The following is a 13702-nucleotide window of genomic DNA, read 5'->3' on the forward strand; positions in this document are numbered from 1 at the left end:
AATTGCCCTTGCGGGCGTACTGCGGCGAACCGGCGTCGCGGGCTGCGTGCAGAGTCGGGAGCGGACACAACAAGTGCCAGAGCTGGTCGTTCAACTCACCAGGGTGGGCTTTCTCGTGCTGCTCTGGCTTTTCGTGTTCGCGGCATTGCGGATCGTGCGGTCGGACCTGTACGCGGCGTCGGGGCTCCGGGTACAGGTGCCGAGCTTCCGTCGCAACAAGGACAACAAGAAGAAACCACGCAGCAGCAAGGCGCCCCAGCAGCTGCTGGTGACCCATGGTGCGCTGGCCGGGACCAGGATCGCGCTCGACGGCAGGCCGATCCTGATCGGCCGTGCCGACGACTCGACGCTCGTGCTCGACGATGACTACGCCTCGACCCGGCATGCCCGGATCGTGCAGCGCGGGGAGGACTGGTACGTGGAAGATCTGGGCTCGACCAACGGGACCTATCTCGACCGGGCTAAGGTCACTGCACCCCTCCGGGTCCCGCTCGGAGTCCCCATCCGGATCGGCAAGACGGTGATCGAGCTTCGCCCATGACTCTCGTCCTCCGCTACGCGGCCCGCAGTGACCGGGGCCTGGTGCGTTCGAGCAACCAGGACTCCGTCTATGCCGGGCCCCGCCTTCTCGCACTCGCCGACGGTATGGGCGGGCACGCCGCCGGTGAGGTGGCCAGCAAGGTCGTCATCGCCTCGCTCGCCCCGCTCGATGACGACGAACCCGGCGACGACCTGCTCGCGCAGCTACGCGACGCGGTGGCCACCGGCAACGGCGCGATCGCCGAACTGGTCTCGCAGGACCCCGACCTCGACGGGATGGGCACGACGCTGACCGCCGTGCTGTTCGCCGGGACCCGGCTGGGTCTGGTGCACGTCGGTGACTCGCGCGCGTACCTGTTGCGGGGCGGGCAGTTCACCCAGATCACCCGGGACGACAGCTTCGTCAACGAGCTGCTCGAACAGGGCCGGATCACCCCGGAGGAGGCCGCGGTCCACCCGCAGCGTTCGCTGCTGCTCAAGGCGTTGACCGGGCACGAGGTGGAGCCGAGCCTGACCGTGCGGGAGGCCCGCGCCGGCGACCGGTACCTGATCTGCTCGGACGGGCTGTCCGGCATGGTCAGCGACGAGACGCTGGCCGAGGCGGTGCAGATCGCCGATCCGCAGGAGTGCGCGGACCGGATGATCGAGCTCGCGCTCAAGGGCGGTGGTACGGACAACGTCACCGTGATCATCGCGGACGTGGTCGACGTCGACTTCGGCGAGGACGCCCCGATCGTCGGCGGCGCCGCCGGGGACGGCAGCGACGAGCGGCATCAGGGCGACTCGCCCGCCGCGCGGGCCAGGGCGCTGACACAGCCGCCACCGCAGCCGAGACCGGAGCTCCCGCAGCCTCAGGAGGATCCGAAGGCCAAGCGCCGGAAACGATTTCGCTGGCTGATCGGTTCGCTGGTGGTGCTGATCGTGCTGGCCGCGGCCGCGATCGCGACCCGGTACTTCGTGCTGAGTCAGTACTACGTCGGCGAGGGAGCGGACGAGGAGGTCGTGATCTTCCGCGGCGTTCCCGGGAGCATCCTCGGCATCCAGCTGCACTCCTACGAGCAGGGCTCCTGCCCGCCGGGGCAGGTCTGCACGGCGAAGCTGCGTGTTCCGCAGTTGCAGGAGGCGGCGCGGATCGCGGTCAAGAACGGCGTCAAGAAGGAAAGCCTCGACGACGCCCGCAAGTACATCGACGACTTCCTGCAGCGTCAGAAGCGGCTCAACGACTGCAAGCCCGTCACGCCGGGTCAGCCGAGCACCACGCCGACCCCGTCGTCCCAGCCGCCGGGTGAGTCCGCGCCCCCCTCGTCGTCGGCGAACCAGCCAGCGGGGAGGGACTGCTCGACGCCGAGTACGGCACCGACGACGGGAGGCGGTAACTGATGAGTCAGCAGCCGCTGGCCGACGTGTCCGCCCAGTTCCAGACCAACCCGCCCCGCGATCTGCCGTCCCGGCGCAACACCGAGTTGCTGTTGCTGGGGTTCGCGGCGGTCATCGTCACGCTCGCGCTGGTGATCGTCGAGGCGAACCAGGAGCAGGAACTCACCCTTTCGATCCTGTGGCTCGGCCTCTCCTATCTCGGCATCCTGACCGGTGCCCACCTCGCCGTCCGCCGCTGGGCACCGTACGCGGACCCGGTGATCCTGCCGTGTGTCGCACTGCTCAACGGCATCGGCCTGGTGATGATCCACCGGCTCGACCTGGCGTACGAGGACCGCGCGACCGAAGCGGGCGACACCTACAGCTCCGCGGTGGCCAACCAGGTGCTGTTCACCGTCGTCTCGCTGGTGCTGTTCGTGATCGTGCTGGTCGTGGTCAACGACCACCGCACGCTGACCCGGTACGGCTACACCGCGGGTCTGGTCGGCATCATCGCGCTGATCCTGCCCGCCCTGCTGCCCGCGAGCATTTCCGAGGCCAACGGCGCGAAGGTGTGGATCCGGCTGCCCGGCTTCTCGATCCAGCCCGGCGAGTTCGCGAAGATCCTGCTGATCATCTTCTTCGCGTCGTTCCTGGTGTCCAAGCGCGACCTGTTCATGGTGGCGGGCAAGAAGATCGTCGGCATCGAGCTGCCGCGCGCCCGCGACCTCGGCCCGCTGCTGATCGCCGCGATCGTCTGCATGGGCGTGTTCGCCTTCGAGAAGGAGCTGGGCGCGGCGCTGCTGCTGTTCGGCATCGTGCTGGTGATGATCTACGTGGCCACCGAACGGGCCATCTGGGTGGTCGTCGGGCTGACCTTCTTCGCGGTGGGCTGCGTGATCGCCTACAACCTGTTCAGCCACGTCCGGGTCCGGGTGGAGAACTGGATCGACCCGTTCGCCGACATCGACAACAAGGGCTACCAGATGGTCCAGAGCCTGTTCGGGCTCGGGACCGGCGGGATCGGCGGCACCGGACTCGGCGCGGGGCGGCCCGACATCGTGCCCGAGGCGAACACCGACTTCATCACCGCGGGCATCGGCGAGGAACTCGGCTTCATCGGGCTCGCCGCGGTGCTGATGCTGTACCTGCTGGTCGCGATGCGCGGGATGCGCAACGCGCTGGCCGTGCGGGACACCTTCGGCAAGCTGCTGGGCTGCGGGCTCGCCTTCACCATCGTCATGCAGATCTTCGTCGTCGTCGGCGGCGTCACGAAACTCATCCCGGAGACCGGTATCACCGCGCCGTTCCTGTCCAAGGGCGGTTCTTCGCTGCTCGCCAACTACATCCTGATCGCCCTGTTGCTCCGGATCTCCGACGCGGCCCGCAGGCCGGCCGCGCGGCCGAAGCCGCAGCAACAGCAGGCCCCGCTGGCCGAGGCGCACACCGTGATGGTGCAGCGCCCGCCCGCCGCCGGTGACGGGAGGACGCAGTGAACACCCCGATGCGCAAGGTCGGCATCGCGATGCTGGTGATGGTGGTGCTGCTGCTGGCGAACGCGACCTACATCCAGGTGGTCAAGGCCGACGACTACCGCACCAACCCGCGTAACCAGCGGGTGCTCTACGACGAGTACGCCCGTGAACGCGGCCAGATCGTGTCCCCGAACGGCACCGTGCTGGCGAAGGTCGAGAAGTCGAACGACAAGTACAAGTTCACCCGTACCTACGCCGACGGTCCGATGTACGCGCCGGTCACCGGCTACTACTCGATCAACTACGGATCGGGCGGGCTGGAACGCGCCGAGGACGAGGTGCTCAACGGCTCGGATCCCCGGCTGTTCGTGCGGCGGCTGTCGGACATGGTCACCGGCCGGGACCCGCGTGGCGGCAACGTGCGGCTGACCATCGACCCGGCGGTGCAGAAGGCCGCCTACGACGGGATGGCCAAGCATGGCTACACCGGCTCGGTGGTCGCGCTGGAGCCGAAGACCGGCCGCATCCTGGCCATGGTGTCGACGCCGTCCTACGACCCGAACAAGCTCGCCACGCACAGCGGCAAGGACCAGATCGCCGCGTGGAACTCGTTCGTCAAGGACGACAAGAACCCGATGCTGAACCGGGCGATCCAGGAGTACTACCCGCCGGGTTCGACGTTCAAGCTGGTCGTCGCGGCGGCCGCGCTGGAGGCCGGCAAGAAGCCGACCGACAAGATCGACACCTCGCCGAACACCACGCTCCCCGGCACCAACGACGTCAAGCTGGAGAACTACGCGGGCGGGGTGTGCCCCGGCAGCACGTTCAAGGACGCGCTCGCCTACTCGTGCAACGTGCCGTTCGCGCAGCTGTCCGGTGAGCTGGGCAAGGACAGGCTGAACAAGACCGCGGCGAACTACGGCATCGGGCAGAACAACCTGACCGTGCCGATGAAGGTCGTTGGCTCGACGCTGGGACCGCTGGACTCGCAGGCCGCGCTGTACCAGAGCGGCATCGGGCAGCGCGACGTCCGGCTCACCCCGCTGCAGGACGCCATGATGGCGGCGACGATCGGCAACGGCGGGATGGCGATGACGCCGCAGCTGGTGCAGTCGGTGCTGGCGCCCGACCTGTCCACGATCGAGGACTACACGCCGAAGGAGCTGACCGGCACGCCGGTGATGTCCAGCGAGAACAACGCGATCCTCAAGGACATGATGCTCGCGTCGGAGGACAACACCAAGGGCGGCGGCAAGAACCCGAAGATCCAGATCGCGTCCAAGACCGGTACCGCCGAGCACGGCGTCAACCCGAAGCAGACCCCGCCGCACGCCTGGTACACCGCGTTCGCGCCGGCCAACGACCCGCAGATCGCCGTCGCCGTCATCGTCGAGAGCGGCGGTAACCGCGGGCTGGCCGCGACCGGTGGTTCGGTCGCCGCCGAGATCGGCCGCGCCGCGATCAACGCCAAGCTCGGGGGTGGATAGCGGATGCTGTCCTCGGGTCAGCTGCTGGCCGAGCGGTACAAGCTGACGAACCGGATCGCCGTCGGCGGGATGGGCGAGGTCTGGCAGGCCAGTGACACCCGGCTCGACCGGACGGTCGCGGTGAAGGTGCTCAAGGCGGAACTCTCCGGTGACGCGGAGTTCCTGCACCGCTTCCGCACCGAAGCCAGGATGACGGCCTCGCTGAACCACCCCGGCATCGCCGCGGTGCACGACTACGGCGAGACGATCGCGGGCGAGCAGGGCACCGGGGACGAGCTGTCCATCGCCTACCTGGTCATGGAGCTGGTCGAGGGCGACCCCCTGGCAGGCCTGCTCGCCAAGCACGGGCGGCTGTCGGCGGACTACACGCTGGACATCCTGGAGCAGGCGGGCAACGCGCTGCAGGCCGCGCACGAACAGGGCCTGGTGCACCGCGACGTCAAACCGGGAAACATCCTGGTGACCCCGAACGGGCAGGTCAAGATCACCGACTTCGGAGTCGCGAAGGCCGCCGACGCGGCGCCGGTGACCCGGTCCGGGATGGTCATGGGCACCGCCCACTACATCGCACCCGAACAGGCGCTCGGGCACGTCGCCGAGCCTGCCAGCGACGTCTATTCGCTCGCCGTGTGCGGCTACGAATGCCTCGCCGGGCACCGGCCGTTCCTGTCCGAAAACGCGGTGACCGTGGCGATGATGCACATCCGCGACCTCCCACCGCCGCTGCCGCCGGACGTGCCGCCGGGAGCGCGGGCGGTGATCGAAGCGACGCTCGTCAAGGACCCCCGTCAGCGTTATTCGGCGGGTGGCGAGTTCGCGAACGCGGTCGCCGCCGTCCGCGCCGGTCACCCGCTGCCGACGCCGTCGGGGCTGGTCCAGGCGTCGTATCCGGCGAACCAGCCGCCGGTGCCGCACGTGCCACCTGCCCCGATGTCTCCACCCAACCCGATGGTCGCGATCGGTCCGCCGTCTCGCCCGGCCATGCACCCGGTCGCCCCGCCGGTACCCCGGCGCCGGAGCCAGTGGGGCTGGTGGGTGCTGCTCGCGGTGATCATCCTCGCCGTCCTCGTGGCGGGCGCGCTGGTCACCATGAAGCTCGTCGGCGCGGGCAACGGTGCCCCGCCGCGGAACGTGGAGACGAATGAACCGGTTCCGGACGGGCACTCCCCCGCGCACTCGCTCGCGCCGAGCATGGACCCCGCGGTCCCGTACGGCAGAGCGCCGGGCCGCACGACATCGGGGTCGCGCGAAAACGACAGCCGGCAAGGCATCATGACCACATCTTGGACGGAATGGACAGGCACCCAGAGATGAGCACACCCAGACTGCTCTCCAACCGGTACGAGCTGGGCGACACGCTCGGCTACGGAGGCATGTCCGAGGTCCATCACGGCCACGACGTGCGGCTCGGCCGGGAAGTCGCGATCAAGATCCTGCGTGCCGACCTGGCCCGTGACCCGCAGTTCCTGGAGCGTTTCCGCAGGGAGGCGCAGAACGCCGCCGCGCTGAACCACCCGGCGATCGTCGCGGTCTACGACACCGGCGAGGCGAACACCGAGTTCGGGCCGCTGCCGTACATCGTGATGGAGTACGTCGAGGGCCGGACGCTGCGGGACATCGTCAAGACCGAGGGCCCGCTGTCGCAGAAGCGCGCGATGGAGGTCATGGCCGACGTCTGCGCCGCGCTGGACTTCTCGCACCGGCACGGCATCGTGCACCGCGACGTCAAGCCGGCGAACGTCATGATCACCAAGAACGGCGCCGTCAAGGTCATGGACTTCGGCATCGCCCGCGCGATGCACGACGGCCAGTCCGCGATGACCCAGACGGCCGCGGTGATCGGCACGGCGCAGTACCTGTCGCCGGAGCAGGCGCGCGGCGAGTCGGTCGACGCCCGTTCGGACGTCTACGCCGCGGGCTGTGTGCTGTACGAACTGGTCACCGGCGAGCCGCCGTTCACCGGTGACTCCCCGGTCGCGGTCGCCTACCAGCACGTCCGGGAGGACCCGAACCCGCCGTCGTCGGTGAACCCGGCGGTGTCGCCGGAGCTGGACGCGATCGTGCTCAAGGCGCTGGCGAAGGGCCCGGCGAACCGCTACCAGTCCGCCGCCGAGATGCGCTCGGACCTGGTGCGCGCGCTGTCCGGGCAGCGGCCGGCGGCGCCGATGGTCATGTCCGAGGACGAGCGCACCCAGGTCATGGACACCGACCGGCGGGCGCCGGCGTACGACGACTACGCCGAGCCGGAGGAGGACCCGAAGGCCAAGCGGCGGCGCCGGATCTGGCTGGCGATCGGCGCGGCGGTGTTCGTCATCGCCGCGGTGTTGGCGGTCATGGCGCTGCTCGGCGTGTTCAACTACAAGGCGGAGTCCAAGGCCGTCCCGCAGATCCTGCACCAGCAGGTGGAGGTCGCCAAGACCAAGCTGCGGGAGAGTGGGTTCAACAACATCGGTGCCGACAAGCAGGTCCCCTGCACCGGTCAGGTCACGGACGGCGGCCTGAGCTGCACCGCCGACGACATCGGCAAGGTCATCAAGGTGGATCCCGCCGAGGGACAGAACGTCCCGGTCGGCCAGCAGATCACCCTGACCGTGGGTGCGAAGCCCGGCGACATCAGCGTGCCGGACCTCAAGGGCAAGACCACCGCGGACGCGGTGAAGGAGCTGACCAACAAGAAACTCCAGCTCGGTAAGACGACCGAGCAGGAGGTCAGCGACCCGAGCCAGGCCGGGACGGTGCTGTCGCAGACCCCGCTCGCGGGCTCCCCGTTGGCGCAGGGCTCTTCGGTGGACATCGTGGTCGGGAAGGCACAGGGGAACAAGCAGGTCGCGGACTACACCGGCCAGCAGTACTCCTCGGCCGCCGCGGCGCTCAAGGGCTCCGGCTTCACGGTCAAGCGGGTGGATCAGCCTTCGGACAAGCCGGAGGGTGAGGTCCTCAGCCAGAGCGCGAGCGGTTCGGTGCCGCCGAACACCACCATCACGCTGTTCGTGTCGGACGGCTCGCAGCAGCAGATCACCCTGCCGGACCTGACCGGGCAGACCCCGGACTCGGCCCGCTCGCTGTTGCAGTCCAAGGGCTGGAAGGGCACCTTCAACCAGCAGACGGACCGCACCGGCAAGGGCGATCCCGGCACGATCGTGAAGTCCAACCCGCAGAGCGGGACGCAGATCGGCAAGACGGCGACGGTCACGATCTTCGTCGCGGACAACAGCGGCGGTAACCCGACGTCGTCGAGTTCGACGTCGTCGGGATTGTTCCCCCCTGGCAGGCCCTGACGGCTTGAAGTCCGGAAACGGGCCCGCACGGCTTTCCGTGCGGGCCCGTTTCCGTTGGTCCGTTCGGTTCACCGATTCGGCTGTTTTCCGAGCAAACGGGCGAATCGGTCTCTAAGGTACGACCGACGGCCGCCTGGGGAGGCCGTCCCGAACGAGGAGGACTTGACATGACGCGAGTACAGCGCATCGCCGCCCGAGCCGTCGCGAGCGTGGCCGTGGTGGCCGGCGCCATGGTCCGAACACCAAGTACGTGATTCACAGCTTCAAGCGCGCCTGACACCGTTCGCTGGGCGTCGCCAAGGTCCGTGAATGCCACATTGAGGGACTCTGAATCCCTCAATGTGGCATTCACGGACTTCTCCCGCGATGACCGCGCCTTTTCGCTCAGGCGCGTCGGCGTAGCAGGTAGCCCACGGCGGTACCGCTCGCGAAGATCGCGACGAGGGCCAGCACCACCGCCAGGACGAGCGGCCCGGTGAGCGGGTGGTCGTTGGTCATCGCGCGCAGCAGCGGATTGGCCAGCGGCAGCCACTTCAGCAGCAGCACCGCGGCGAGCACGAGCACGGCGGCCAGCACGGACCAGCCGACCCGCGGCACGAGCAGCCGGGAGCACGGCAGGCCGATCGCGATCCCGAACACCGCGCAGATCAGGTGCGCGGCGAGTCCCAGCCCGAGCACGGGCAGCGGACCGTGGCCGGACTTGATCGCCGACCACACCACCGACACGCAGCCCAGCACCAGCGCACAACCGAGTACCGCCAGCACCGCACCGCCGAGCACCGCGCGCAGCCGACGGGCGTGGCTGAAGGTGATCAGCCGCTGTACCGGGTCCTCGATGTCCAGCGTGGCGATGGTCAGCCAGCAGGACACGACGAGCAGCGCGCCCGCGCTGACGCCGTACTGCGGGATCAGCGGCGATCGCGGGTCGGAGTACAGGATGACGTTGACCGCGAGGTAGGCCAGCACGGCGGGCAGGTACCGCTGCGAATGGGCCAGCAACGCCAGGTAGTAGCGCGTCATCGCGAGCACGGCGCCACCTCCCGCACCGACCAGCCGCCGTTGAGCGCGCACAACAACACGGCGTCCGCGTTCCCGGCCTCGACCGTCAGCACCACCCCCGCCCCCTCGGCGACGACCTCGCGCACACCCGGCTCCGCGGACAGGTCGCCGCCCGTCCCGTGCAACACCATCCGGACGGCCGGCGATGTGTCCACTGTGGACGACACGGCGGACAGCCTGCCGTGGTCGATCCGGAAGACCTCGTCCGCGTGCTCGTGCACCACCGGCGCGCGATGGTCGGTGAACACGACGCCGGCGCCCCGTTCCTTCGTCTCCGCGACGAGCTCACCGAGCACGGCGTGCGCCTCGACGTCCAATCCGGACCAGGGTTCGTCGAGGATCAGCAGCTCGGGATCGACGAGCACCGCCTGGGCGAGACCGACCTTCTGCGCGTTGCCCTTCGACAACGTCCGCAACGGCGAACGCGGCCCGCCGACCAGCGCGAGCCGCGCGAGCAGCGGATCGATCGCGGACAGGTCGGCCAGCCCGTGGATGCGCGCCATGTGCCGGAGGTAGGCCCGCGCGCTCATCCGCTGCCCGGCGGGGAACCGATCCGGCAGGTAGCCCACCCGGGGCCGCCCGACGACCCGGCCCTCGCTCTCCCGCGAAAGCGCCGCGAGGATCCGCAGCAGCGTGGACTTGCCGGAGCCGTTCGTGCCGAGGATGCCGATGACCCGGCCCGGCGGCACGACCAGGTCGACGCCCTCCAGCACCGGTTCGCCTCGTCCGTACCGCTTGCCGACCCCCTCCAGGCGGATCAGTTCTGCCGTCACGCCACCAGTCTTACCCGAGCTCCGCCTTCTCCGGCGCGAACCTCACAGAGCATCTCTGCATCTCTGCATCATGATGCAGAGATGCTACGATGAGAAGATGAGAACGACCGTCGACCTCCCAGCCGACCTGCACCGCCAGGCGCTGTCGATCGCGCGCGACACCTCACGTTCACTCAGCGAAGTCGTGGCCGAGCTTGTGCGTCGCGGCCTGGGGCAGGGCAAGCCATCCGAGCCGTCACGAAGCTCAAAGACGGGACTGCCAGTCGTAAGCCTCGGCAAGATCATCACCACGGAAGACGTGCGCTCACTTGAGGATGATCAGTGACGACGTTGCTCGACGCGAACGTACTCATCGCCCTTGTGGTCGCCGATCACGTGCACCACGCCGCGGCCGAGGAGTGGTTCACCAGTTCCGACGACGGCTTCGCCACCTGCCCCAGCACCGAAGGAAGCCTGGTGCGGCTGCTGATCCGAGAGGGGCAGACCGCAGACACCGCTCAGGCTGTTCTCAACGCGGTAAAGGGCAGCGAGCGCCATGAGTTCTGGCCGGACTCGATCAGCTACAGCGAGGTGCCCTTGAACGGGGTACTCGGTCATCGGCAGGTAACCGACTCCTACCTCGCGCAGCTCACCCGAGAGCATGGCGGCCGCCTTGTCACCTTCGACCACGGCCTCGCCGAACTACACACCGACATAGCGGATCTCCTGCCGACCATCCCGGTTCAGCCCACGCGTTGAGCTAGCCACACAGGCACGTCACGCGACGGCGGCCTTCTGGAGGGCCTTCGTCGCGCGTTCGAGTTCGTCCACCGTGGCCGCCGGGACCGGGTGTCCCGCCGAGGCCATCCAGTTCGCCAGCATCCGATGCCCGCCCTCGGTGAGCACGGATTCCGGGTGGAACTGGACGCCTTCCAGCGGCAGCTCGCGGTGCCGCATGCCCATCACGATCCCGGACTCGGTGCTCCCGGTGACCTCGAAAACCTCGTCCGGGATCGTGTCGGGCAGCACGGTCAGCGAGTGGTACCGCGTGGCGGTGAACTCCTCGGGCAGGTCGGCGAGCACGCCGACGCCGCGATGCCGGACCCGGCTCGTCTTGCCGTGCAGCAGCTCGGGCGCGCGGTCGACGGTCGCGCCGAACACGACGCCGAGTGCCTGGTGCCCGAGGCAGACGCCGAGCATCGGGGTCCGCGTCTCGGCGCACCTGCGGATGACGTCCATGCTCTGACCAGCGCGTTCCGGCGTGCCGGGGCCGGGCGAGACGAGCACGGCGTCGAAGTCGGTGATCTTGTCGAGGTCGACGACGTCGTTGCGCCACACCGTGCAGTCGGCGCCGAGCTGCGCCAGGTACTGCACGAGGTTGTAGACGAAGCTGTCGTAGTTGTCGACCACGAGTACACGCATGGGCCCAGCTTAACCGTTCCCAACTGGTGGACCGTACGCCAGATCACATTAAAAATTAGGCTAGCCTAACTTACGCTCGAAGGGTGAGCCGTTCTCTTCGTGTAGCCGTGGTCGGTGCCGGTCCCGCCGGGATCTACGCCGCCGACATCCTCGACAAGTCGGACGCCGACGTGTCCGTCGACATCTTCGAGCGCATGCCGGCGCCGTTCGGGCTGATCCGCTACGGCGTCGCGCCGGATCACCCGCGCATCAAGGGCATCGTCACCGCGCTGCACAAGGTGCTCGACAAGCCGAACATCCGGCTGCTGGGCAACGTCGACTACGGCACCGACATCAAGCTCGACGAGCTGCGCGAGTTCTACGACGCGGTCATCTTCGCCACCGGCGCGACCGCCGACCGGCCGCTCGACATCCCGGGCATCGACCTCGACGGCAGCCACGGCGCCGCCGACTTCGTGTCCTGGTACGACGGTCACCCCGACGTCCCCCGCACCTGGCCGCTGACCGCGACGAGCGTGGCGGTGCTCGGCGTCGGGAACGTCGCTCTCGACGTCGCGCGCATCCTGGCGAAGACCGCAGACGAACTGCTCACCACCGAGATCCCGGACAACGTCCACCAGGGGCTCAAGGCCAGCCCGGTCACCGACGTGCACGTGTTCGGCAGGCGCGGCCCCGCCCAGGCGAAGTTCACGCCGCTGGAGCTGCGCGAGCTCGACCACTCGCCGAACGTCGAGGTCATCGTGTACCCCGAGGACATCGAGTTCGACGAGGGCAGCATCGCCGCGCTGCGCGAGTCGAAGCAGATCGACATGGTGGTCAAGACGCTCCAGGAGTGGGCGATCCGGGACCAGGGAGACCGGCCGAAGCGGCTGCACCTGCACTTCTTCCACTCGCCCACCGAGATCCTCGGCGAGGACGGCAAGGTCGTCGGCCTGCGCACCGAGCGCACCGAGCTGACCGGGGACGGGAACGTCCGCGGCACCGGCGAGTTCCACGACTGGGGCGTCCAGGCGGTGTACCGCGCGGTCGGCTACCTGTCCTCGCATCTGCCCGAGGTCCCGTTCGACCACGTCGACGGCGTGGTGCCGAACCAGGCGGGGCGCGTGCTGGACCTGGACGAGAACCAGGTGCCCGGCGTCTACGTCACCGGCTGGATCAAGCGCGGCCCGGTCGGCCTGATCGGGCACACCAAGGGCGACGCGGCGGAGACCATCGCGAGCCTGCTGGCCGACGCCGACACGCTCCCCGAGCCGCAGCACACGTCCCCCGACGCGATCCTCGGGTTCCTCGCCGCACGCGGGATCGCCTTCACCACCTGGGAAGGCTGGGGCAAGCTCGACACCTACGAAAAGGATCTCGGCACCCCACACGGCCGCGAGCGCATCAAGGTCGTGGAGCGCGACGAGATGCTGCGCGTTTCTCGTTCCTGAACGCTCACGAAAGCTCACGACAGACCCGGCGCACGCAGGCACGCAGCCAGCGGTGCGCCGGGTCCGCGTCGAGCCGAGGGTGCCACGCGAGCGAGATCGGCAGCGCCGGAATCCGCCGCGGCGGCTCCACGATCGCGAGTCCGGCCTGCCCGGCGAACCGCCGGGACATCAGGGCGACGGCGTCGGAGTCCCGCAGCAGGTAGATCGCCGCGGGCGCGGCCGGGACGACCGCCACGACCGTCGCCCCATGCTCACCGGTCCGGCCCCGCCGGGAGATCGAGATGTGCGGGAACTCCGCCAGCCGTTTCCCGGTGACCTGGCCGCGGGTGAGCGGATGGCCCGGCCGGACCGCGAACGCGACGTCGTCGTGGAACAGCGGCTCGACGTGGATCTCCGGCCCGGTCTCGTCGATGACGCCGATGTCCAGGTCGACCGCACCGTCCCGCAGCGACCGCACGTCCTCCTCGCCCTCGGCGACGAACCGCAGCCGCACCGAGGGGGCCTCCTTTCCGATCATCCCGAGCAGCGCTCCGCCGAGCAGCGCGGTGAGCGTTTCGTTGGCGCGCACCGCGAACGTACGCTCTAAAGTGGACAGTTCGACGGCATGGCCGGTGCCAAGCAACGAGGTGGCCTCCTCGACGAGCGTGTGGACGCGCGGTGCCAGCTCCAGCGCGAGCGGACTGAGCACCATGCCACGGCCGGCCCTGGTCAGCACCGGATCCCGCAGCACGCGCCGCAGCCTGCCCAGCGCCCGGCTCATCGCGGGCTTGGACAGTCCGAGCCGCTCGGCCGCGCCGGTCACGCTGCCCTCGCGCAGCAACGCGTCGAAAGCGGTCAGCAGGTTCAGATCCACTGTTCCACCTCGTGCAACTTTGAGTTGTCAAATGTGCCCTGGACGCACCT

Annotated in this window: 13 protein-coding genes; 9 read left to right on the forward strand and 4 right to left on the reverse strand. The window is 69.0% G+C overall.

The window, feature by feature from the left end:
- The first annotated feature begins 73 nt into the window (after positions 1-73).
- The 6 genes from ABD987_RS36955 to pknB are packed head-to-tail and all read left to right on the forward strand — an operon-like array spanning position 74 to position 8136.
- On the forward strand, positions 74-541 hold the full coding sequence (locus ABD987_RS36955; protein ID WP_345405439.1) for an FHA domain-containing protein FhaB/FipA: 468 nt from the start codon (positions 74-76) through the stop codon (positions 539-541).
- A complete protein-coding gene (locus ABD987_RS36960) occupies positions 538-1920 on the forward strand; it encodes a PP2C family protein-serine/threonine phosphatase (protein ID WP_345405442.1) in 1383 nt (460 codons plus the stop codon). The genes ABD987_RS36955 and ABD987_RS36960 overlap by 4 nt, the downstream gene beginning before the upstream one ends.
- Positions 1920-3392: an FtsW/RodA/SpoVE family cell cycle protein gene (locus ABD987_RS36965; RefSeq protein ID WP_345405445.1), complete on the forward strand. Its 1473-nt coding sequence runs from the start codon at positions 1920-1922 to the stop codon at positions 3390-3392. Before ABD987_RS36960 ends, ABD987_RS36965 begins: the two co-directional genes overlap by 1 nt.
- Positions 3389-4858, forward strand: coding sequence for a peptidoglycan D,D-transpeptidase FtsI family protein (locus ABD987_RS36970; RefSeq protein WP_345405448.1), 1470 nt, complete (start codon positions 3389-3391; stop codon positions 4856-4858). The genes ABD987_RS36965 and ABD987_RS36970 overlap by 4 nt, the downstream gene beginning before the upstream one ends.
- Before the next feature lie 3 nt (positions 4859-4861).
- Positions 4862-6172 carry a serine/threonine-protein kinase gene (locus tag ABD987_RS36975; protein ID WP_345405450.1) on the forward strand — a complete coding sequence of 437 codons (1311 nt, stop codon included), beginning with the start codon at positions 4862-4864 and terminating at the stop codon, positions 6170-6172.
- Positions 6169-8136 (forward strand): Stk1 family PASTA domain-containing Ser/Thr kinase, encoded by a 1968-nt coding sequence (pknB, locus tag ABD987_RS36980; protein ID WP_345405452.1) that lies wholly within the window; start codon positions 6169-6171, stop codon positions 8134-8136. The genes ABD987_RS36975 and pknB overlap by 4 nt, the downstream gene beginning before the upstream one ends.
- Before the next feature lie 384 nt (positions 8137-8520).
- Here pknB and ABD987_RS36985 read toward each other — a convergent pair whose 3' ends face one another.
- Together ABD987_RS36985 and ABD987_RS36990 are read right to left on the reverse strand one after the other, a co-directional pair.
- Entirely contained in the window at positions 8521-9165 is a 645-nt protein-coding gene (locus tag ABD987_RS36985; RefSeq protein WP_345405454.1) for a hypothetical protein, read from the reverse strand.
- Positions 9153-9956 carry an ABC transporter ATP-binding protein gene (locus tag ABD987_RS36990; protein WP_345405745.1) on the reverse strand — a complete coding sequence of 268 codons (804 nt, stop codon included), beginning with the start codon at positions 9954-9956 and terminating at the stop codon, positions 9153-9155. Before ABD987_RS36990 ends, ABD987_RS36985 begins: the two co-directional genes overlap by 13 nt.
- A gap of 109 nt (positions 9957-10065) precedes the next feature.
- On the opposite strand from ABD987_RS36990, the gene ABD987_RS36995 reads away from it, so the two are divergent.
- Both ABD987_RS36995 and ABD987_RS37000 read left to right on the forward strand, forming a co-directional pair.
- Positions 10066-10293, forward strand: coding sequence for an antitoxin (locus tag ABD987_RS36995; RefSeq protein ID WP_345405456.1), 228 nt, complete (start codon positions 10066-10068; stop codon positions 10291-10293).
- Positions 10290-10706 (forward strand): TA system VapC family ribonuclease toxin, encoded by a 417-nt coding sequence (locus tag ABD987_RS37000; protein WP_345405459.1) that lies wholly within the window; start codon positions 10290-10292, stop codon positions 10704-10706. The genes ABD987_RS36995 and ABD987_RS37000 overlap by 4 nt, the downstream gene beginning before the upstream one ends.
- A gap of 18 nt (positions 10707-10724) precedes the next feature.
- On the opposite strand, the gene ABD987_RS37005 is transcribed toward ABD987_RS37000, so the two are convergent.
- Complete coding sequence (locus ABD987_RS37005) at positions 10725-11369, reverse strand: aminodeoxychorismate/anthranilate synthase component II (protein WP_345405462.1); 645 nt, start codon at positions 11367-11369, stop codon at positions 10725-10727.
- A gap of 83 nt (positions 11370-11452) precedes the next feature.
- On the opposite strand from ABD987_RS37005, the gene ABD987_RS37010 reads away from it, so the two are divergent.
- Positions 11453-12799: an FAD-dependent oxidoreductase gene (locus ABD987_RS37010; RefSeq protein ID WP_345405465.1), complete on the forward strand. Its 1347-nt coding sequence runs from the start codon at positions 11453-11455 to the stop codon at positions 12797-12799.
- A 4-nt stretch (positions 12800-12803) separates the two neighbouring features.
- Here ABD987_RS37010 and ABD987_RS37015 read toward each other — a convergent pair whose 3' ends face one another.
- The gene (locus ABD987_RS37015; RefSeq protein ID WP_345405468.1) at positions 12804-13652 is read right to left on the reverse strand and encodes a LysR family transcriptional regulator; all 849 of its coding nucleotides are present in this window, start codon (positions 13650-13652) and stop codon (positions 12804-12806) included.
- Between the last annotated feature and the right edge of the window lie 50 nt (positions 13653-13702).

It is taken from the genome of Amycolatopsis samaneae (genome assembly GCF_039541975.1).
Taxonomy (GTDB): domain Bacteria; phylum Actinomycetota; class Actinomycetes; order Mycobacteriales; family Pseudonocardiaceae; genus Amycolatopsis; species Amycolatopsis samaneae.

Coding starts and splice junctions, on each gene's coding strand:
- ABD987_RS36960 (WP_345405442.1), top strand. CDS start 538: ATGACTCTCGTCCTCCGCTACGCGGCCCGCAGTGACCGGGGCCTGGTG.
- ABD987_RS36965 (WP_345405445.1), top strand. CDS start 1,920: ATGAGTCAGCAGCCGCTGGCCGACGTGTCCGCCCAGTTCCAGACCAAC.
- ABD987_RS36975 (WP_345405450.1), top strand. CDS start 4,862: ATGCTGTCCTCGGGTCAGCTGCTGGCCGAGCGGTACAAGCTGACGAAC.
- pknB (WP_345405452.1), top strand. CDS start 6,169: ATGAGCACACCCAGACTGCTCTCCAACCGGTACGAGCTGGGCGACACG.
- ABD987_RS36995 (WP_345405456.1), top strand. CDS start 10,066: ATGAGAACGACCGTCGACCTCCCAGCCGACCTGCACCGCCAGGCGCTG.
- ABD987_RS37005 (WP_345405462.1), bottom strand. CDS start 11,369: ATGCGTGTACTCGTGGTCGACAACTACGACAGCTTCGTCTACAACCTC.